At 64.2% G+C, this 16,984-nt stretch carries 24 protein-coding genes; 10 read left to right on the top strand and 14 right to left on the bottom strand.

Translation table 11 applies throughout. The features are described from left to right. Nucleotides 1-3: 3 nt before the first annotated feature. Nucleotides 4-411 (bottom strand): DUF3606 domain-containing protein, encoded by a 408-nt coding sequence (locus tag AAFG13_RS11170; protein ID WP_342713318.1) that lies wholly within the window; start codon nucleotides 409-411, stop codon nucleotides 4-6. 153 nt (nucleotides 412-564) lie between these two features. Here AAFG13_RS11170 and AAFG13_RS11165 point away from each other — a divergent pair, with 153 nt between their 5' ends. Continuing rightward, a complete protein-coding gene (locus AAFG13_RS11165) occupies nucleotides 565-1,272 on the top strand; it encodes a glutathione S-transferase (protein ID WP_342712026.1) in 708 nt (235 codons plus the stop codon). 118 nt (nucleotides 1,273-1,390) lie between these two features. Here the strand turns inward: AAFG13_RS11165 and AAFG13_RS11160 are convergent, their stop codons facing one another. From AAFG13_RS11160 to AAFG13_RS11145, 4 genes are all read right to left on the bottom strand, one after another. Then, nucleotides 1,391-1,750, bottom strand: a complete 360-nt coding sequence (locus AAFG13_RS11160; protein WP_223970270.1) for a GFA family protein — start codon at nucleotides 1,748-1,750, stop codon at nucleotides 1,391-1,393. A 9-nt stretch (nucleotides 1,751-1,759) separates the two neighbouring features. Then, nucleotides 1,760-2,434, bottom strand: a complete 675-nt coding sequence (locus tag AAFG13_RS11155; protein ID WP_342712025.1) for an isoprenylcysteine carboxylmethyltransferase family protein — start codon at nucleotides 2,432-2,434, stop codon at nucleotides 1,760-1,762. Between the two features lie 152 nt (nucleotides 2,435-2,586). Further along, a complete protein-coding gene (locus tag AAFG13_RS11150) occupies nucleotides 2,587-3,030 on the bottom strand; it encodes a hypothetical protein (RefSeq protein WP_223970351.1) in 444 nt (147 codons plus the stop codon). A 123-nt stretch (nucleotides 3,031-3,153) separates the two neighbouring features. After that, a complete protein-coding gene (locus tag AAFG13_RS11145) occupies nucleotides 3,154-3,471 on the bottom strand; it encodes a Kazal-type serine protease inhibitor family protein (RefSeq protein ID WP_342712024.1) in 318 nt (105 codons plus the stop codon). 234 nt (nucleotides 3,472-3,705) lie between these two features. Here AAFG13_RS11145 and AAFG13_RS11140 point away from each other — a divergent pair, with 234 nt between their 5' ends. Continuing rightward, nucleotides 3,706-5,361, top strand: coding sequence for a fumarate hydratase (locus AAFG13_RS11140; RefSeq protein WP_342712023.1), 1,656 nt, complete (start codon nucleotides 3,706-3,708; stop codon nucleotides 5,359-5,361). A 9-nt stretch (nucleotides 5,362-5,370) separates the two neighbouring features. Then, nucleotides 5,371-6,045 carry a DUF429 domain-containing protein gene (locus AAFG13_RS11135; RefSeq protein WP_342712022.1) on the top strand — a complete coding sequence of 225 codons (675 nt, stop codon included), beginning with the start codon at nucleotides 5,371-5,373 and terminating at the stop codon, nucleotides 6,043-6,045. Nucleotides 6,046-6,055: 10 nt separating this feature from the next. Here AAFG13_RS11135 and AAFG13_RS11130 read toward each other — a convergent pair whose 3' ends face one another. The 4 genes from AAFG13_RS11130 to AAFG13_RS11115 all read right to left on the bottom strand — a co-directional run bounded on the left by AAFG13_RS11130 (nucleotide 6,056) and on the right by AAFG13_RS11115 (nucleotide 9,250). Then, nucleotides 6,056-6,352: a hypothetical protein gene (locus AAFG13_RS11130; protein ID WP_092115378.1), complete on the bottom strand. Its 297-nt coding sequence runs from the start codon at nucleotides 6,350-6,352 to the stop codon at nucleotides 6,056-6,058. 79 nt (nucleotides 6,353-6,431) lie between these two features. After that, on the bottom strand, nucleotides 6,432-6,986 hold the full coding sequence (locus tag AAFG13_RS11125; RefSeq protein ID WP_212310026.1) for a septation protein IspZ: 555 nt from the start codon (nucleotides 6,984-6,986) through the stop codon (nucleotides 6,432-6,434). Between the two features lie 44 nt (nucleotides 6,987-7,030). Continuing rightward, nucleotides 7,031-7,606, bottom strand: coding sequence for a hypothetical protein (locus tag AAFG13_RS11120; protein ID WP_342712021.1), 576 nt, complete (start codon nucleotides 7,604-7,606; stop codon nucleotides 7,031-7,033). Between the two features lie 240 nt (nucleotides 7,607-7,846). Then, the gene (locus tag AAFG13_RS11115; protein ID WP_342712020.1) at nucleotides 7,847-9,250 is read right to left on the bottom strand and encodes a carotenoid oxygenase family protein; all 1,404 of its coding nucleotides are present in this window, start codon (nucleotides 9,248-9,250) and stop codon (nucleotides 7,847-7,849) included. A 112-nt stretch (nucleotides 9,251-9,362) separates the two neighbouring features. Between AAFG13_RS11115 and AAFG13_RS11110 the strand changes: the two genes are divergently transcribed. Continuing rightward, nucleotides 9,363-10,085: a WHG domain-containing protein gene (locus AAFG13_RS11110; RefSeq protein ID WP_342712019.1), complete on the top strand. Its 723-nt coding sequence runs from the start codon at nucleotides 9,363-9,365 to the stop codon at nucleotides 10,083-10,085. A gap of 25 nt (nucleotides 10,086-10,110) precedes the next feature. Here AAFG13_RS11110 and AAFG13_RS11105 read toward each other — a convergent pair whose 3' ends face one another. Then, nucleotides 10,111-10,713 (bottom strand): hypothetical protein, encoded by a 603-nt coding sequence (locus AAFG13_RS11105; RefSeq protein ID WP_342712018.1) that lies wholly within the window; start codon nucleotides 10,711-10,713, stop codon nucleotides 10,111-10,113. Nucleotides 10,714-10,878: 165 nt separating this feature from the next. On the opposite strand from AAFG13_RS11105, the gene AAFG13_RS11100 reads away from it, so the two are divergent. Then, nucleotides 10,879-11,616: an SET domain-containing protein gene (locus AAFG13_RS11100; RefSeq protein WP_342712017.1), complete on the top strand. Its 738-nt coding sequence runs from the start codon at nucleotides 10,879-10,881 to the stop codon at nucleotides 11,614-11,616. A gap of 29 nt (nucleotides 11,617-11,645) precedes the next feature. On the opposite strand, the gene AAFG13_RS11095 is transcribed toward AAFG13_RS11100, so the two are convergent. After that, nucleotides 11,646-12,080, bottom strand: a complete 435-nt coding sequence (locus AAFG13_RS11095) for an Rrf2 family transcriptional regulator (RefSeq protein ID WP_212310021.1) — start codon at nucleotides 12,078-12,080, stop codon at nucleotides 11,646-11,648. A gap of 83 nt (nucleotides 12,081-12,163) precedes the next feature. Here AAFG13_RS11095 and AAFG13_RS11090 point away from each other — a divergent pair, with 83 nt between their 5' ends. Beyond that, nucleotides 12,164-12,625 carry a group III truncated hemoglobin gene (locus AAFG13_RS11090; protein ID WP_212310020.1) on the top strand — a complete coding sequence of 154 codons (462 nt, stop codon included), beginning with the start codon at nucleotides 12,164-12,166 and terminating at the stop codon, nucleotides 12,623-12,625. Continuing rightward, on the top strand, nucleotides 12,622-12,780 hold the full coding sequence (locus AAFG13_RS11085) for a hypothetical protein (protein ID WP_212310019.1): 159 nt from the start codon (nucleotides 12,622-12,624) through the stop codon (nucleotides 12,778-12,780). The genes AAFG13_RS11090 and AAFG13_RS11085 overlap by 4 nt, the downstream gene beginning before the upstream one ends. Before the next feature lie 59 nt (nucleotides 12,781-12,839). Here the strand turns inward: AAFG13_RS11085 and AAFG13_RS11080 are convergent, their stop codons facing one another. Both AAFG13_RS11080 and AAFG13_RS11075 read right to left on the bottom strand, forming a co-directional pair. After that, complete coding sequence (locus tag AAFG13_RS11080; protein ID WP_342712016.1) at nucleotides 12,840-13,238, bottom strand: hypothetical protein; 399 nt, start codon at nucleotides 13,236-13,238, stop codon at nucleotides 12,840-12,842. Between the two features lie 30 nt (nucleotides 13,239-13,268). Continuing rightward, nucleotides 13,269-13,487 carry a hypothetical protein gene (locus AAFG13_RS11075; RefSeq protein ID WP_342712015.1) on the bottom strand — a complete coding sequence of 73 codons (219 nt, stop codon included), beginning with the start codon at nucleotides 13,485-13,487 and terminating at the stop codon, nucleotides 13,269-13,271. 100 nt (nucleotides 13,488-13,587) lie between these two features. On the opposite strand from AAFG13_RS11075, the gene AAFG13_RS11070 reads away from it, so the two are divergent. From AAFG13_RS11070 to AAFG13_RS11060, 3 genes are all read left to right on the top strand, one after another. Beyond that, complete coding sequence (locus AAFG13_RS11070) at nucleotides 13,588-14,412, top strand: helix-turn-helix transcriptional regulator (RefSeq protein ID WP_097676035.1); 825 nt, start codon at nucleotides 13,588-13,590, stop codon at nucleotides 14,410-14,412. A gap of 62 nt (nucleotides 14,413-14,474) precedes the next feature. Then, a complete protein-coding gene (locus AAFG13_RS11065) occupies nucleotides 14,475-15,140 on the top strand; it encodes a DsbA family oxidoreductase (RefSeq protein WP_342712014.1) in 666 nt (221 codons plus the stop codon). An 85-nt stretch (nucleotides 15,141-15,225) separates the two neighbouring features. Then, nucleotides 15,226-15,864: an NIPSNAP family protein gene (locus tag AAFG13_RS11060; protein WP_229169821.1), complete on the top strand. Its 639-nt coding sequence runs from the start codon at nucleotides 15,226-15,228 to the stop codon at nucleotides 15,862-15,864. A 243-nt stretch (nucleotides 15,865-16,107) separates the two neighbouring features. Here AAFG13_RS11060 and AAFG13_RS11055 read toward each other — a convergent pair whose 3' ends face one another. Next, nucleotides 16,108-16,878, bottom strand: a complete 771-nt coding sequence (locus AAFG13_RS11055; RefSeq protein WP_342712013.1) for a transglutaminase domain-containing protein — start codon at nucleotides 16,876-16,878, stop codon at nucleotides 16,108-16,110. Nucleotides 16,879-16,984: the final 106 nt, after the last annotated feature.

Genomic DNA, 16,984 nt, shown 5'->3' with positions numbered 1-16,984 from the left:
CGCTCAGTTCTTCTTGCGCTTGCCGGCCTTCTTGAGAGTCTTCTTGGCCGCCTTCTTTTTCTTCGCGGTTTTCTTCTTCTTCGCGAAATGGGCCTCGACCTTCTTCGAGGAATGTCCGACTTCGGCCACCGCGGCCTTGAGGCGGGCAGGGGTCACCTTGAACTTCTTCGACCAGTAGCGGACCTCGTAGGGCTCGCTGATCGCGATCCGCGCGCGGTCGGCGGCCATGTGCCGCTGCTCCTTGAAGTGGGCTTCCACCTTCTTGGCGGAGTGCCCGACCTTCTTGACGGCCGCCTTGAGCTTTGCCGGCGTGACCTTGAACTTCTTGGACCAGTACGCAACTTCGTAGGACTCGCTCAACGCGATCAGGGCGCGATCTTGTGCGCCCCGCTTCTTCTTGTTGTCCGCCATAAGTTGATCCTTCATCGAAGACTCGATGCTGTAATCTTAGCAGTCCGCGCGTGGTTCGGACAGGCGGCCGGTGCGCGGTAGACGATCTGGCCGCGGCACGGCTACGATCACCGTGAATCGAGGCGATGCGGTGAAGTTTGTGGAGGTAAGTGCATGCACTATCAGCTTTACTACTGGCCGATGATCCAGGGCCGCGGCGAATATGTCCGCCTCGCACTCGAGGATGCCGGCGCTGAATATACCGATGTCGCGCGCGGCAAGGGCGGCACCGGCGCCGTGATGAAGATGATGGACGCGCGCAAGGGCACGCCGCCCTTTGCGCCGCCGTTCCTGAAGGCCGGCCAACTCGTGATCGGACAGACTGCCAACATCCTGCTCTATCTCGGCGCGCGCCACGGCCTCGCGCCGAAGGCGGAGGCGGGAAAGCTCTGGGTGCACGAGTTGCAGCTGACGATTGCGGACTTCGTGCTGGAGATCCACGACACCCACCACCCGCTCGGGCCGTCGCTGTATTACGAGGACCAGAAGGCGCCGGCGAAGAAACGCACGGAAGAGTTCTGGAAATCGCGGGTGCCGAAATATCTCGGCTATTTCGAGGATCTCGTGCAGGCGAATGGCGGCGGCTTCGTCGCCGGACGCCGGCTGACCTACGTCGACCTGTCGCTGTTCCAGATCGTCGAAGGCCTGCGCTACGCGTTTCCGAAGCGGATGGCCGGGTTCGAGAAGAAGGTCCCGCGCCTGATCGCACTGCGCGATCGCGTTGCGGAGCGGCCGAACATCAAGGCCTATCTGGCGAGCGAGCGGCGGATTCCGTTCAACGAGGAGGGGATTTTCCGGCGCTACAAGGCGCTGGATTTGTGACGACCGTCATTCCGGGGCGCGCTAAGCGCGAGCCCGGAATCCATAACCACGATCGTGAGTATGGATTCCGGGCCTGCGCCTTCGGCGCATCCCGGAATGACGAAGGGTGGATAGGAAACTACCGGCTCTTCCCATCCACCGGCGTCATCGCGATCTTCGACAGGTCGATGCCGTCGATGCAGTTGACATTGAGCGCGACGATGTCGGCGCCATCGGGCTTCTTGCCGCGCGCGAACACGTCGACACCGCAATCGACGCAGAGCTGGTGGCGGATCGCATGGCGGTTGAACAGGTACTCCTTCAGGTTCTCGGCGCCGGCGCGAAGCTGGAAGCTCGACGGCGGCATGAACACGAAGTGCAGCCCCTTCTTGGTGCAGATCGAGCAGTTGCAGGCGGTCACCATCGCCATGTCGGTGGTGCATTCGAAGCGCACCTGGCCGCAATGGCAGCCGCCGGTGTAGGTCTTGCTCTCTGCCATGATGGTCCCTCACCACAGTCCGGGCACGAGGCGATAGCGCACCCGTGCCGCATAATCGGCATAGCCTGACAATCCCGCCACCAGCGTGCGTTCCTCGATCCCGGTGCGGAACGCGAACATCGCGAAGAACACCGGCACGAAGGCAAGGCCCCACCAGGAGCCGAGCGTCAGCGGCACGCCGATGAAGAACAGCATCACGCTCGCATACATCGGATGGCGCACCAGCGCGTAGGGTCCGGTCGAGATCACGTGATGGTCGCGCTCGGTCTGTACCTTCACGACTGGGGCTGCGAACGAATTGGTGCGGAACACCCACAGGATCAGCGCGGTCGAGATCAGATACAGCACGAGGCCGAGCACGATCAGCGCCACGCCGGCATTGGCGCCGCCAAACCGACGGTCGAGGCCCATCGCGACGAACCACAGCACGGCAATGACGAGGAACACCAGCATGAAGCGCTTGTCCTCGGCGGGCTGGCCTTCGCGCGCGGTGAGCCGCATGCGCTCGGCCAGCAGGCCGGGATCGACCTTGGCAAGCCACAGTCCGCAGGCCGGGCCGATCAGCGCCGAGGCGATCAGATAAGCCCACGCGCCAGGCCAGTGCAGCGTGCCGGCGAAGGCAAACAGCAGCGCGGCCATTGCGACGACGAAGAAAGTATTCTGCAGGAGGAGCTTTGCGATCATGGGCGGCTCCGTGATTCCGGCCGTGATTATCGCACCGTTTTCCAGCAAACATGCGACCGCAATTATCAACTTTCGGAGCGGGAGGAACGTTCCGGTGCGGCCCCTGCATTGACAATTATATAGGCAACATTGGCGTGCCGCGATGCGGCCGGTCACTCGTTCTTGCCGCGACGCACCGTGATCGAGGCATCGGTCCGGTTGCGCGTACATTCGAGGTTGAGGCGGCGATAGCGCATCGTGATGGTGTTGCCGCGCAGGATGCCCATGCGCTTCAGGCAGCGCGAGGTGCCGGTGGCGGCGTCGTCCTTCGGCACGGTGAAGACCAGCGCGGTGGCGGAGCCGACCAGGTTGAAGAACTCGGGCTTCATCTTGCGATCGGTCTTGGCAAAGAGCTCGATCGAATAGTCCTTGCCGCGGCAGCCGAGCGACAATTCCTTCGCCGCCGGATGTGTGAGGTATGTGATGTTGGCGGCGCTGAAATTGACCTTCAGCCCGTCGATCTGGCCGGCGAGCTGCTTGGCGATGTCCTCGCAGGGATCGGCATGCGCCGGCGCGGCAGTGAAGGCTGTCGCCAGCGCGATCAGGGCGGCCGGCATGATGGAGCGGATGCTCAAGGGAAAGCGTCGGCGCAACGGTGCTGTCACGAAATACCCCCGCGGTATGAAAATACGCGAAGCTACATGCAGGCTCCCGCGCAGCGCGTCAATACGGCCGGTCCGTCAGGATGCACACTTGCCGTCCTGCGCCTTGGAGGCGCCGGCGGCGCGGCGTTCGCAATCATTGCCATAAGTCTTGCCGTCGCAGCCGCACACCGGCTTGAAGATCTTGTTGCAGATCGTCGGCCGGAACGCGCAGCTGCCGGTCTGGTCGGCACGGCCGCACTGTCCCGGCTTGAACTGGCAGAACTGGCCGCTACGGCTGCATTGAATGCCGGCAAGGCCGCCGCACGACTTGCCGAGGCGGGCAGCATCGGCGCCGGTCGGGACCGCGATCAACAAGGCCAGCGCCGCGAACCAGATCAAAAGCGCTGTCTTCATGATGGTCTCCTGATGGCTTCCTGGCCGTTTCGCGGATTGCTGAAGCGTTGTGGCAACCAGAGATTACGGAGGGATGAAACATAGCACGCGCATTGCCGGTCCTGCGCATGGCTGGAAGGCGGCCGGCTTCCCTTTCCTTTGTCCGAAAAAGGCTTAGAACGGCTCTACATTGCCGGCAGCCCCCCGCGGCCGGACCGGCCTTACGAACCCGACCTGCAAGCCAAAGAGCAGCTCATGAACGCCCCCTCAGCCTTCCCCGACCAGCAGAAGCCCGTTCCGCCCTACAAGCACACCCCGCTGTTCCCGCTGGGTGCCGACAGCACGCCCTACAAGAAGGTGACGAGCGAGGGCGTCCGGGTCGAGAAGGTGTTGGGCAAGGACATGCTGGTGGTGTCGCGCGAGGCGCTGCGGGCGCTGTCCGAGGCCGCCTTCGGCGACATCAACCACTATCTGCGGCCGGGCCATCTGAAGCAGCTGCGCTCGATCCTCGAGGACAAGGAAGCCAGCGACAACGACAAGTTCGTCGCCTTCGACTTCCTGAAGAACGCCAACATCGCCGCCGGCGGCGTGCTGCCGATGTGCCAGGACACCGGTACCGCGATCATCATGGGCAAGAAGGGCTGCAACGTCATCACCGACGGCGACGACGAGGCCGCGCTCTCCGAAGGCGCGCGCGACGCCTATCTGCGCCGCAACCTGCGCTATTCGCAGGTCGCGCCGCTGTCGATGTACGAGGAGAAGAACACCGCCAACAACATGCCGGCGCAGTGCGAGATCTATGCCGAGGGCGACGACGCCTACAAGTTCATGTTCATGGCCAAGGGCGGCGGCTCGGCCAACAAGAGTTTTCTGTTCCAGGCGACGCCCTCGGTCCTGACCAAAGATCGGCTGCTCGCCTTCCTGAAGGAGAAGGTGCTGACGCTCGGCACCGCGGCCTGTCCGCCGTACCACCTCGCGATCGTGATCGGCGGCACTTCGGCCGAGCTCTGCATGAAGACCGTGAAGCTTGCTTCCGCGCGCTATCTCGATGCGCTGCCGACCCACGGCTCGGCTGACGGCAACGCGTTCCGCGATCTCGAGATGGAGCAGGAAATCCTCAAGATGACGCAAAGCCTGGGGGTAGGCGCGCAGTTCGGCGGCAAGTATTTCTGCCACGACGTGCGCGTGATCCGCATGCCGCGCCACGGCGCCTCGCTGCCGATCGGGCTCGGCGTCTCGTGCTCGGCGGACCGCCAGGTGCTCGGCAAGATCACCAAAGACGGCGTCTATCTCGAGGAGCTCGAGCATAACCCGGCGCAGTATCTGCCCGCGGTCGAGCAGTCGCTCGGCGGCGATGTCGTCAAGATCGCCCTCAACCAGCCGATGAAGGATATCCTCGCGACGCTGTCGCAATATCCGATCAAGACCCGCGTCTCGATGACCGGCACCATGATTGTGGCGCGCGACTCCGCCCACGCCAAGCTGCGCGAGCGGCTGGAGAAGGGCGAACCGCTGCCGGATTATTTCAAGAACCATCCGGTCTACTATGCCGGCCCGGCCAAGACGCCCGACGGCTACGCCTCCGGCGCGTTCGGCCCGACCACCGCCGGCCGCATGGATTCCTTCGTCGACCAGTTCCAGGCCGCGGGCGGCTCGATGGTGATGGTCGCCAAGGGCAACCGCGCGGTCGCGGTGCGCGAGGCCTGCAAGAAGCACGGCGGCTTCTATCTCGGCTCGATCGGCGGCGCGGCGGCGAACCTTGCCGAGCACTGCATCAAGAAGGTCGAGGTGGTCGAGTATCCCGAGCTCGGCATGGAAGCGATCTGGCGCATCGAAGTGGTCGACTTCCCGGCCTTCATCATCATCGATGACAAGGGCAACGACTTCTTCAAGGAATTGAATCTGGGTTGAGGAGCCGGGTTGAGGGCGGTCGGCCTCGACGGATTCTCCAAAGGCTGGGTCGCCGTCACCATCGACGGCGACCAGCGCACGATTTCCTTTCACGGCGACATTGCTGACGCGCTGACGGGTCCGTTTGATCGTGCCGGGATCGATATCCCGATCGGCATGACCGATGACGGCAAGCGCGATTGCGACCTGCTTGCCCGCGCGCGGCTGCGTCCGCACACCTCACGCGTCTTCACCGGCGCCCGGCGCTGGCTGTGGCAGGAGTTTGGCGATCCTGACGCGGCGAACCGTGAAGCGCTGCGCCGCGGTCAGACCCGCGTCTCGCGCCAGCTCTGGCATCTCGGCAACAAGATCATGGAGGTCGACGCGTTCGTGCGCGCGACCCCCGCACGCGACATCTGCGAGGTGCATCCCGAACTGGTTTTCCTGCGGCTGAACGGCGGCACGCCATTGCCGCGCAAGAAGTCGGAGGAGGGCAACGCCCTTCGCCGCAAGCTCTTGACGCGCGCCGGCTTCAGCGAGATCGATCGCTGGCTGACCGAAGCGCGGATCGGCACCGGCGCGAAGCGTGACGATGTGCTGGATGCCTGCGCGGTGGCTTTGGCTGCTCATCAACCAAGCGGCTGCGTTCCTGGGGGACCGCAGCCGCTGGATGCGTATGATCTGCCGATGCAGATCTGGTTCTAGACGGGGACGGTTACGCCCGCGTGCCGGTGAAGGGGAAGCTGCCCATCGGGCCGATGCCCATCTCGCCGGAGATGCCATCGCCTGCGACCGTGCCGGAGAATTCGAGCGTCAGCGGCATCGGATTGGTGATGGAGACCTTCCAGGCGACGCTGTCGCCGTTCACGGTGCCGTCGAAGATTTCGGTGGAGTTGCCCTCGGCACCCTGCGTACCGGTGAGCGTGCCGCCGGAGCTCGCCAGCGACAAGGTCGCCTTGCGCTCGCCCATCGGCGTCGTCATCGTGAGATTCCAGTTTCCGTCCACCGCCATTGATGTCTCCCCTCCGGTAAAAAAGCGTGCGCGGGTATAGCCTATCTTGGCGCGCGCGCCTAGTTCGCGGCTGCGGCGATCAGGCGCGGGCGGCGGCGCGCAGCCGGTTGCCGACCAGGAAGCGGAAAGCGACGTACTGGATCGCGAACGCGGCGATCTTGGCGCCGACCAGCACCACCGACACGTAGAACGCCCACAGCTTGATGTCGCCGGTCGCCGCGATCGCGATGGTGCCGGCGGCGAGGATGAACATCAGCCCGGCCCAGGCATAGCCGGCGAGGGTAGCGTATTCCGGAATGGTCTCGGTCACGATCGGCGGCAGATAGCGCAGCATCCAGCCGCGCTTGAGCATGATCGCGCCGATCGCGATGTGGCCGATCGCGGGCTTCGCCAGCACGAAGCGCGGATCGTTGGTGAGCAGCGTCGCTCCGCCGAGCACGATCACCAGCCCAAGGCTCGCCCAGGTCATGTAGCCGAGCGCCTGTCCCTTGACGCGCGCATAGACCACTTGCGCAATCGCACCCACGATCGCAACAGCGGTGGCGATCAGGACATTGTCGGTGGCGAGATAGACCACCAGGAACACGATGGTGGAGAGGAAGTCGCTCGCGAGCCTGGCGAATACGCTCTTCATTGTCGTGGTTTCCGTTTCCTCAGGCAGGATCATCGTTGTGATGTTCAGCGCGCCGGCAGCGCGCCGGCCGGCGGCGTCCCGTACTTGGCCGCGCGATATTGCGGATACCAGCGCGTGAAGCACACCGCGGCGTTACGCGCAGCGAAGGCGATCAAGAGGCCGGTCCACAGCGGCAGGGCCGGCACATAGAGCACCGCGATGTTGCCGATCAACATCAACAGCGTCGCAGCGGTCCAGGCTCCGGTGATCAGGTAGTTGGCAGTGAGGAAGCCCGGCTGCTTCGCGATCTCGGCGTCGATTTGTTCGAGCGCATATTGTCGCGTGAAGGGATGGCCGATCAGGATCGAGGCGAACGACACCAGCAGGATGCCGGCATCAACAGCGATCTTCACCGCGATGGTGCTTGGCGTCGCATCGATGAAGGTGAGGTAGCTGCCGACCGCGGTGAACACGATCACCGAACCGACGCCGAGGATCTTGATGCTGCGGCCGCGCGCGATGTCGAACGCGATGACGCCAAGGCAGATCAGCGCGGCAGCGAGCAAGCTCACCGTGGCCGAGGTCACCAGCATGAGCGTGGCGTAGGCGCCGTAAGGGGCGAGGATCAAGAAGATCGTCATGGGGGGCCTCGAAGGCTAATCTTTACACCGTAAAGATACCCTAAAGGCGAGCAGAGCGAGCGTCAAGCGAAATCTTTACAGTGTCAAAATCGCGATGTGATCTCGAGAAAGTGAGTGAATTCAGATTGATACTTAAGCGATCGTGGGTCGCTTCTTATACCGCCAGCCGGCATGCCCGGGACAAGCCCGGGCATGACGAGTGGAAGGACCGGGCATTCTCACGCCTGGAGTGACGTGCAGCTACTCCGCCCCCACCCAATTGCCGTGGAATCCATCCGGCACGCGGTGGCCGAGATGAACCAGCGCGGTCGGACCAGCCTCGATGTCGGTAGCGTTGAAGACGGCGAGGTCGCTGCGGTTTTCGCGGGCACGCCAGACCACCGCGAGCAGCCAGCCGTCGCCTTCGGCCGCGTCAGCGCTACGCTCGACGAACACGGGCTCGGAGATGGTGTCGCCGGCGGGCAGGAGATAGTGGCCGAGCCGCTTGCCGCGGCCGTCGACATGCACGATGCCCGACAGCGCACCGAACATCGGCAGATCGGGGTTGGCGCAGGCGTACCAGCCGTGATTGCTGGCAAATCCCGCGCGGCGATCGTCGACGCGGGGGAATTCGCCGGTGAGATCGTCGAGGTAGGTTTGCGTGAAGCGATCGGTATTGCCGGAGAGATCGAACGTCCAGCGGCAATAGCGCGCGCGGTTCTTTTTCGGATCGGTCTGCGAGCCGTCGGGATGGTTGAACAGCGGCGCTTCCTCGAACTGCATTACGTCGGCGATGATGCGGTTGCCGTCTTCCCACGCGTTCATGACATGGAAGACGTAGCAGGTCTCGGCGCGGAACCAGACGATGTCCTTCGAGGCGCCGCTGCGCTTCATCACGCCGACATAGGCGCCTTTCTCGGGCTCCCAGGCGTAGGGCGCCTGTCCGCGCATCGCGCGCTGCATGCTGCCGGTGATCGGCAGGATCGGAAACAGCACATGGTTCTCGGTGACGATGAAGTCGTGCACCATGCTGGCGTAGGGCGCCTCGAAGCGCTCGAAGCGCGTAACCACGCCGGATGAGCTTACAGATCCGTACGACAGCGCCGGCGTCAGCGGACCCGCGGCGTTATAGCCGAAGAACACCATCTCGCCGGTGACCGGATCGATCTTGGGATGCGCGGTGAAGGGGCCTGAGATCGCGCCCTTGTAGTCGCAATAGCCGAGGCGATTGAGCGTGCCGGGCTCGATCTCGGTCGGCAGATGGCTCTCGACGAGCGCGAGCAGCTTGCCGCCGTGGAAGATGATGTTGGTGTTGGCGACGCAGCCGTCCGTCGTGATGTCGGCGGGGGCGTCCGGCAGCTTGCGGCCGAAGCCGCCGAACAGCGCGCGGCCGGCGTCATGCTCGGCCTGCCATTTCGCGGTGCGGACCCAGCGGTTGCGATAGCTGGCACGGCCGTTCTCGAGATGGAAGGCGTGCAGCATGCCGTCGCCGACGAACCAGTGCGCGCCCGGCGCCTCGAACTGCGGATTGGGACCGTTGCGGTACAGCGTGCCGTTCAGCTCGCGCGGCAATTCGCCTGTGATCTTCAGAAACGGCGCGTCGGCTTCAAATGGAATCGGCGCCAAATTGGTTCGCGCCGTGTTGGACGTGACCTGGTCAAGCATTCCGCATCTCCCTGTATATGATCTTTACATCGTAAAGATAGCAGTAGGGATGACGCCATCGATCGTCAAGCAAAATCTTTACAGTGTAAAAATTGCGACATATAAGGGCCGCATGGCAAGATTATCCAAAGAAAACAAGGCGACTCGTCCAACGCGGGCTCCGAGGCGCCGGGTTGCGCGGGTGGCCGATCGCTCGGCACCGCGGCGCCGGACCAATGACACGCCGTATCATCATGGCGATCTGCATGAAGCGCTATTGAAGGCCGCCGAGCGCGTGCTCGAGCGTGATGGACTGGCCGGACTGACACTGCGCGCGGTGGCGCGCGACGCCGGCGTGTCGCATGCCGCGCCCACGCATCATTTCGGCGATCTCACCGGATTGCTCAGTGAGCTCGCGGCGATCGGCTTCCGGCAATTCGGCCAGGCGATGGCAGCGGCGGACGCTTCAGCGGCGACACCGCCCGAAAAGGGAGTGGCGAGCGCCAAGGCTTATGTCGCCTATGCGCAGGCGCATCCCGGCATGTATGGGCTGATGTTCCGCAGCGAGCGGCTCGATCATGAGCGGCCGTCGCTGCACGAGGCGTCCGAGGCGTCGTTCGCCGGGCTGACCCGCGGCGTCGGCGCCAGCCGACATGAGCAGATTTCCAAGGAGCAGCTTACGTTGGACCAGGCGGCCGCGATCGCGTCGGCCTGGTCGCTGGTGCATGGCTTTACCATGCTGCTGCTCGACGGCCGCCTCAAGACGATTCTGGATCGGTCGCCCGAGGGCACATCAGTGGAAGCGTTGTTGACCGCGATGCTGCGTTTGTCTGCGGGCCGCTCAGCGCGGCCGTAACCGATATTGCGCCTGCGGCGGCGTTCTAGCGTTTCGTCAGCAACGTCGAGCGGCCGCTCTGGCCGATCGTTTTCACCGTGTCCGCGCCGCATTTGAAATCGCGAGCGAAATCGTCGGCGGCCTGCCGCGCCAGCGCGTTGGCGTTGGGATTGGCGGCAACGTCGACATAGGCGACGTGACAGACCTCGCCCGGCGGCAGCCGCGTCACGGCGAGCATCGCCCGTGAGACCGGGCCGCCGCGCTTGTCCTGCTCGCTGCTGTCGGCGATCTGCCAGCGCTGGATGATCGCGAAGGGCTTGCTGCCGGCGGCACGCCATTCGACCGTATTGCCGGTCGAGCTGAACGGGCCGAACCAGGCCTGGGCCGCCGGTTCCCTGGCTGCTGCCGCGCGGTTTCGGCCGACCGAGACCACTTCGCGCAGATCGCCCTCGTTGATCAGCACCACAAGGCCGGATTTCCCCGGGCAGACCCGCGTGCTGCTGCCGTACTCCTCGTTGGGCTTGCCGATCATCCGGCAGGCCTTCGGCGCGGTCGACGTATAGAAGCTGCTGATCGTCTCGGAGGCAGCCTGACCAGGATTTGCGCTGGCGAGCGCCACAACGATTGTTGCAAAAGCAGGGTATTTCATCGGGGGAAACTTGGGATCCGGACGTTACTTTGTGTCTGACATATGCAATCTGGGGAAGGTTCAACAGACACGCGGGAAACACCTGACAGGCGCGCGGAATCGTCCTAGAAGGGCGGCTTCGCAACTTCTGTCGCGTGCACCTTGCGTGCCTTAGCCTCGATCGTCATGCCCGCATCATCATCGCAAAAGCCCTATCGTGTCGGCCGTTCCCGTACTGGCCTTGGCCTTTTCGCCACCAAGCCGATCAAGAAAGGGACCAAGATCATCCGTTATTTCGGGCCGTTGCTCGACTCGAAGAAGAAGGATGAGGACGCGATCGAGAACAAATATCTGTTCGAGCTCACCAACCGATGGACCATCGACGGCTCGATCCGCGAGAACGTCGCCCGCTACATCAACCATGCCTGCCGGCCGAACGCGGAATCCGACGTCAAGCCGCGCAAGCGCAAGGTCTTCATCCGCGCCATCAAGGACATCGAACCGGGCGACGAGATCAACTACGATTACGGAACCGACTATTTCAAAGCCTATCTGAAGCCGATCGGCTGCAAGTGCGATGCTTGCGAGAAGAAGCGCAAGAAGAAGCGCGCGGAGGCGAGGGCGGAGCGGCTGCGGCTGAAGGAAAAGGCCGAGCGGAAAGCCAAGCGTGAGGCCGAGAAGCTCGCTGAAATGCGGGCGAGGCAGAGGAAGGCCAGCGCGAAGAAAGCTGCCAAAGCCAACGGCAAGCTCGGCAACGGCAAGATGCTGAATGGCGCGGCTCTGAATGGCAACGCCCTGAACGGCAAGGTTCTGAATAGCAAGGCCTTGAACGGCAAGCACCTCAACGGCCACAGCCTGACGGCCGCGGCCGGCAAGCGGGCGGTCCCTTCAAAGCGAGGCGCCGCGCGCGTGCTGCAGGCCTGAATTCCGAAACCCATCCGGTTCGACGATCGTCATGACGCGCGCGCCGGATGGCGCGTGGGACGCGGCAGATAGGCGCATTCGGCGAGCGTGGTTCCGTCGAGTTCGCGCATGAAGGCCTCGCGGGCCGCCGCGAGCCTCGCCTTCAAGCGGCAGCGTGGCAGCAGCACGCAATCGCCGCCATCATCCCTGAAACATTCGACCAGCGCGCTGCCGCCTTCGAGCGCGCGCACCACTTCGCCGAGCGTGATCGCCTGCGGGGCGCGCGCCAGCGAAAACCCGCCGCCGGCACCGCGCTGGGTCGCGATGAAGCCGGCCTCGCCGAGGTCGCGCACCACCTTGGCGAGGTGATTGCGGGAAATGCCGAACTCGGCCGCGATCTCGCTGGTCGCGAATGAGCGGTCCGGCTCACCGGCCAGCCGCATCAGCGCGCGCAGCGCAAAATCCGTGAATGATGTCAGGCGCATGGAAGCCCTTCGAAATCAGCACTTGGCGGATCCGCTATAGCAATCTAAATAGGCATTTGAAATACCTATTTAGGATGTGAGGCATGACAGGAGCAGAGCGCCGCGAGCAGATCACCGCCGAGATCGTCGCGCGGACCGGGATCACCGAGGCCATGATCGAGCAGCTGGTGCACGGCTTCTACGCCAAGGTCCGCAAGGACCCGATGATCGGGCCGGTGTTCGAGGCCAGGATCACCAATTGGGAGCCGCATCTGGCCCAGATGTGCGCGTTCTGGTCGTCGGTCGCGCTGATGACCGGCCGCTATCACGGCACGCCGATGGTCAAGCACATGAAGCTGCCGGTCGATGCCGCGCATTTCGACCGCTGGCTCGAACTGTTCGAGGCGACGGCGCATGAACTGTGCCCGCCGGTCGCAGCGCTTCATTTCATCGAGCGCGCGCGGCGCATCGCGGCGAGCCTCGAGTTGGGCGTCGCCAGCGGGCAGGGCGTGATGCTTGGGGTTGGGGAACGTTACAGGCGAAGCGAAGCAGGAGCGGTGCAATGAGGAACAGGGCGAAAGCGATCGCGCGTGCGATCGACAGTGCGTGGTTTCAACAGGATCAAGCCGATCCGTTTTCCGGTAGCAGCCTCGTGCCGATGCTGATCATCGGCCTCGCGCTGACCTTCGCGGGCATGATTGTCGCGATGGCTCTGAGCTGACCGAAGGGAACGGCCGCCACGCTTGCCGCGACGGCCGCTCATCGCGTGCTGTACTCGCCTTACGCTGCGACCGTTTCGCCGCTGCGGCGCAAGCCCATATATTGCAGCTCGGCGAACACGCCGGTGGCGATCGCCTGAGCGAGGATCACGATGGTGCCGAAGAGGTTCGGCGACACTGCGCCCGAGAGCAGCAGCCCGATGCTGGCAAGCGTCCAGGCCGCATTGCCGGCGACCACGAGGATCACGGGTCCTTTCGGCAGCGAGGTTCGCGCGGCGAGCCAACCGACCAGCGCGGTGTAGGCGATCAGGAACAGCCCGGTCTCGCGCAGCAGCGCTTCCGGCAGGCCGAGCAGCGAGGCCAGGGCTCCGGCGTCGAGCACCATCGCGATGGCGGATACGCCGCTGAAGACCGCATCGGCAAGCAAGGCGCGTCGCAGCAGCTGGGACGAATGGATCATGGCAGTGTCTCCTCGGGTTGGGATGGGTTTTCAGCGCATCAGGGATTGCAGCTGGCGCCACAGCCGGAGCGGACACAGCGCCTTGCCGACCCTCATCTCCACCGCATAGACCTGCGCGAACACGAACATGCTGGTCGCGTGCACGATCGGCTGGGGCATGTTGAGCGATCGCGCGACCAGCCAGGAGGCCAGATGGACCAGCCACGGAATCAGGACGGCGAGGGCGCGGATAATGGACAGCATCAGCATGGTCATCTCCTGTGCCGTGGAAGATGAGCCGGCCCGCGCGCCAATTCGATTACCTCAGGCGTAATGGAACGGGCGAATTTCGCATGGTAGGTTTTGCACCATGAACGCACATGCATCCCTGGCGCGGGCCGAGCCCGCAAAACCCGTCCTGATCGGCGAGCACCTGCGCGAATGGCGGCAGCGCCGCCACCTCAGCCAGCTCGACCTCGCCGTCGATGCCGAGATCTCGGCGCGGCATTTGAGCTTCGTCGAGACCGGCCGCTCGGCGCCGTCGCGCGACATGGTCCTCAAACTGGCGGAGCGCCTCGACGTGCCCCTACGCGAACGCAACGTGCTGCTGGTCGCCGCGGGTTTCGCACCCGCATTCCCGCAACGCTCGCTGGAGGATCCCGCGCTGAAATCGGCGCGCGAGGCGATCAATTTGGTGCTGAAGGCGCATGAGCCCAATCCGGCGCTGGCCTATGACCGGCACTGGAATCTGGTCTCGGCCAACCGCATGGTGGCGCCGCTGCTCGAGGGCGTGCCGCAGCGGCTGCTCGGCCAGCCCTTCAACATCCTGCGGCTGGCTTTCCACCCGGAGGGCCTCGCGCCGCGCACCGTGAACCTGGCGGAATGGGCCGCGCATCTCCTGGAGCGGCTGCATCGGCAGTGCGAGGCAACGGCTGATCCGGAGCTGCTCAAGCTCTATCAGGACCTGAAGTCCTATCCGATCCCGGCGCGGTCGGCCCCGATCACCCCCGACAACAACGTCGCGCTTCCCTTCAAGCTCCGCCTCAATGGCGAGATCCTGAGCTTCATCTCGACCACCATGGTGTTCGGCACCCCGGTCGACATCACGTTGCAGGAACTGGCGCTGGAGACGTTCTTCCCGGCCGACGAGCTGACCGCCGAGCGGATGCGGCAGATGGCAGCCAGTATGAAATAGCGGCTTGTCTCGGGGCGCTTTCGGCCTACTTTTGGGGTTCCAATTCCGCCGGGAACCCTGCCATGAGCGATCTGAAGCCGCTTCGCCTCGATATCGTCTCCGACGTCGTTTGCCCCTGGTGCTACATCGGCAAGCATCGCATCGAGGATGCGCTCAAGCTGGTGCCCGACGTGCCCGTCGAGGTGCACTGGCGGCCGTTCTTCCTCAACAATTGGGTGCCGCGCGAGGGCATCAGCCGCGACGAATATCTCACGGCAAAATTCGGCTCGGTCGAGGCCTACAAGGGCATCGCCGGCCGTGTGGTCGCGGCCGCCAATGAGGAGGGGCTGACCTACCATCCCGAGCTCGTCAAGCGGCAGCCCAACACGATTGACTGCCACCGCCTGATCCACTGGGCCGAGGCCAAGGCCAAGGCGGCCGAGATGAAGCAGCGGCTGATGGAGCTGTATTTCCGCGACGGCGGCGATCTCACCGACACCAACGTGCTGGTGCAGGCGGCCGCCGATGTCGGGCTCGACGCCGACGACGTGCGCAAGCGTCTTGCCACCGACCAGGACGTGGCGCTGGTCTCCGCGCAGGCCCAGGAAGCCTCCGAGAAGGGCATCTCCGGCGTGCCGACCTTCGTGTTCGCGCAGAAATATGCGGTGTCCGGCGCCCAGCCGGCCGAGCAGCTCGCCCGCGCCATCCGCGAGGTCTCGGCCGAGATCAACGCGCAGGCGGCCGAGTAGTCCGAAGTCCTTCACGAAAGCCCGGCACATGCCGGGCTTTTTCGTTTGCCCACACGATCCATCGGAAACAACCAGGGAGACAACCATGATCTATGAGCTGCGCACCTACACGGTACGTCCAGGGACCGTCGGCGAGATGGTCAAGGCGGCGAGCACGATCTCGCGCGACATCCGTGCCGACAATTTCGGCAAGCTGGAAGGTTACTGGATCACCGAGATCGGGCCGCTCAATCAGGTCATGCACATGTGGAGCTACGCCGATCTCAACGAGCGGGCCCGGCTGCGCGCCGAGCTTGCCAAGAATCCGCGCTGGACCGGCGAGTACATTCCGGCGATCCGTCCGCTCCTGGTGCGCCAGGAGGTGCGGCTGCTGAATGCGATCATTCCGCCGGTGGCGCCTGCCACCAAGGGCAACATCTACGAATTCCGCAACTATCGCGCCAAGCCGCTCGGCGGCGTCAAGCAATGGCTCGACCTGATCACAGGCGTGCTGCCGGAGCGCGAGAAATATTCCAAGATCGTCGGCCTCTGGCACACCGATTCCGGGCAGCCCAACGAGGTCTGCCACATCTGGGCCTATCCCGATCTCAACGCCCGCGCCGCGGCGCGCGGTGGTGCGATGAAGGATCCGGCCTGGCTGGAATTCCTCGGCAAGGGCACGCAGCTGCTCGAGGAGATGCACTCGACCATCATGCTGCCGGCCCCGCACTCGCCGCTGCAGTAAGGCAAGCCGCGCCTAGAACGACGGCAGAAAGCCTCACCCGATGTTTCCATCGGATGAGGCTTTCCAGGCAAGGGCATGCACTGCCTGAGAAACAGCGCGCCGCAACGCTAGAAGGGCTAGCTGACACCAATCTGACGGGGGGAACTTGTTGTTTCCCGATATGTCTGCATGGCTACGAAAAGGTAAACCATTGGTCACGGTGAAGGAGCTTGGTGTGCCGTTGTGCCGGGCCGCCCGCCGCACTTACAGAGACCAGGGCGGCACCAAGTTGCGTGATGCCGCTTCGTCCAGCGCGGCGATCCGGTCCGAGCCAGCCTCGAACGCCGTGACGACGTCCGCGAGCCGGTCGAGTTCGGCAAGGGCGTCGACCTTCAAGACCTTGCTCGCCGGCGCAGCGTCGCGCCAGCTATCCCAGGCCGACATTTGCCGATTCGTGAGCGACAGCAGGTCGCGGTAGACGTTGACGTGAAGAAACCACAGACCTCTGGCCGCGCCGTGTCCGAACGCTCCGGCAGCCACCGCGTTGCTTCTCGCCATCCGCCACGCCTGCGATGCCGTCAGAAACGCATCGCGCGGCAGGTTCGCGCCGTCGAACGTGATCTGCAACTGTTCAATCTGAAGCGCATCGAGCTGCGCGTCGGCCTGCAGCCAGCGCCGGTCGCCCGGTGACCAATGTTCGCAGATCCAATGATCATGATAGATGTCGTCGCCGATGTAGGTCGCAAAGCCGCAGCGGACCCGCGCCGGGATCGATCGGCTTCGGAGCATGCTGCACAGCAGGAGCGCGTAGTCGCGACAGGTGCCGAACGTGCGGCTGCGCGGCGGGCGTGGCGTGGTGAGCCGACCGGCGAACGACGCCTGGATCAGCTTCAACCGATCTGCAACCGGCTGGGTTTGCCGGACCATCGTGAAATCAGGCGGAATGCCGTACCGCTCGGCCCAGGCGACGTGAACGATCAGCCCCGAGACGACCTCGCACAGTCCGGAGACCGTTGCGGGCAAATCGTCATACACGCCGGCCAACTCGCCGGGGTCGGTCGATGCGTCCTGCCGGACGTAGCATTCTTGGATCGTCACGTTCCCGCCCGATCACGACGTCATCGGCTCGAGGCCGTCATGC

This window comes from Bradyrhizobium sp. B124 (genome assembly GCF_038967635.1).
In the GTDB taxonomy this organism is placed as follows: domain Bacteria; phylum Pseudomonadota; class Alphaproteobacteria; order Rhizobiales; family Xanthobacteraceae; genus Bradyrhizobium.
Note: the sequence above shows the minus strand (reverse complement) of the source record. Positions and strands in the feature narration are given on the sequence as shown.

Bases quoted from the DNA above. Each gene is read 5' to 3' on its own strand.
- AAFG13_RS11065 (WP_342712014.1), top strand. From the start codon at position 14,475: ATGAGCGATCTGAAGCCGCTTCGCCTCGATATCGTCTCCGACGTCGTT.
- AAFG13_RS11095 (WP_212310021.1), bottom strand. From the start codon at position 12,080: ATGCGCCTGACATCATTCACGGATTTTGCGCTGCGCGCGCTGATGCGG.
- AAFG13_RS11150 (WP_223970351.1), bottom strand. From the start codon at position 3,030: ATGCCGGCCGCCCTGATCGCGCTGGCGACAGCCTTCACTGCCGCGCCG.
- AAFG13_RS11130 (WP_092115378.1), bottom strand. From the start codon at position 6,352: ATGGCGGTGGACGGAAACTGGAATCTCACGATGACGACGCCGATGGGC.
- AAFG13_RS11060 (WP_229169821.1), top strand. From the start codon at position 15,226: ATGATCTATGAGCTGCGCACCTACACGGTACGTCCAGGGACCGTCGGC.
- AAFG13_RS11160 (WP_223970270.1), bottom strand. From the start codon at position 1,750: ATGGCAGAGAGCAAGACCTACACCGGCGGCTGCCATTGCGGCCAGGTG.
- AAFG13_RS11100 (WP_342712017.1), top strand. From the start codon at position 10,879: ATGCCCGCATCATCATCGCAAAAGCCCTATCGTGTCGGCCGTTCCCGT.
- AAFG13_RS11080 (WP_342712016.1), bottom strand. From the start codon at position 13,238: ATGATCCATTCGTCCCAGCTGCTGCGACGCGCCTTGCTTGCCGATGCG.
- AAFG13_RS11165 (WP_342712026.1), top strand. From the start codon at position 565: ATGCACTATCAGCTTTACTACTGGCCGATGATCCAGGGCCGCGGCGAA.
- AAFG13_RS11170 (WP_342713318.1), bottom strand. From the start codon at position 411: ATGGCGGACAACAAGAAGAAGCGGGGCGCACAAGATCGCGCCCTGATC.
- AAFG13_RS11075 (WP_342712015.1), bottom strand. From the start codon at position 13,487: ATGCTGATGCTGTCCATTATCCGCGCCCTCGCCGTCCTGATTCCGTGG.
- AAFG13_RS11090 (WP_212310020.1), top strand. From the start codon at position 12,164: ATGACAGGAGCAGAGCGCCGCGAGCAGATCACCGCCGAGATCGTCGCG.
- AAFG13_RS11145 (WP_342712024.1), bottom strand. From the start codon at position 3,471: ATGAAGACAGCGCTTTTGATCTGGTTCGCGGCGCTGGCCTTGTTGATC.
- AAFG13_RS11105 (WP_342712018.1), bottom strand. From the start codon at position 10,713: ATGAAATACCCTGCTTTTGCAACAATCGTTGTGGCGCTCGCCAGCGCA.
- AAFG13_RS11120 (WP_342712021.1), bottom strand. From the start codon at position 7,606: ATGACGATCTTCTTGATCCTCGCCCCTTACGGCGCCTACGCCACGCTC.
- AAFG13_RS11155 (WP_342712025.1), bottom strand. From the start codon at position 2,434: ATGATCGCAAAGCTCCTCCTGCAGAATACTTTCTTCGTCGTCGCAATG.
- AAFG13_RS11140 (WP_342712023.1), top strand. From the start codon at position 3,706: ATGAACGCCCCCTCAGCCTTCCCCGACCAGCAGAAGCCCGTTCCGCCC.
- AAFG13_RS11125 (WP_212310026.1), bottom strand. From the start codon at position 6,986: ATGAAGAGCGTATTCGCCAGGCTCGCGAGCGACTTCCTCTCCACCATC.
- AAFG13_RS11085 (WP_212310019.1), top strand. From the start codon at position 12,622: ATGAGGAACAGGGCGAAAGCGATCGCGCGTGCGATCGACAGTGCGTGG.
- AAFG13_RS11110 (WP_342712019.1), top strand. From the start codon at position 9,363: ATGGCAAGATTATCCAAAGAAAACAAGGCGACTCGTCCAACGCGGGCT.
- AAFG13_RS11070 (WP_097676035.1), top strand. From the start codon at position 13,588: ATGAACGCACATGCATCCCTGGCGCGGGCCGAGCCCGCAAAACCCGTC.
- AAFG13_RS11115 (WP_342712020.1), bottom strand. From the start codon at position 9,250: ATGCTTGACCAGGTCACGTCCAACACGGCGCGAACCAATTTGGCGCCG.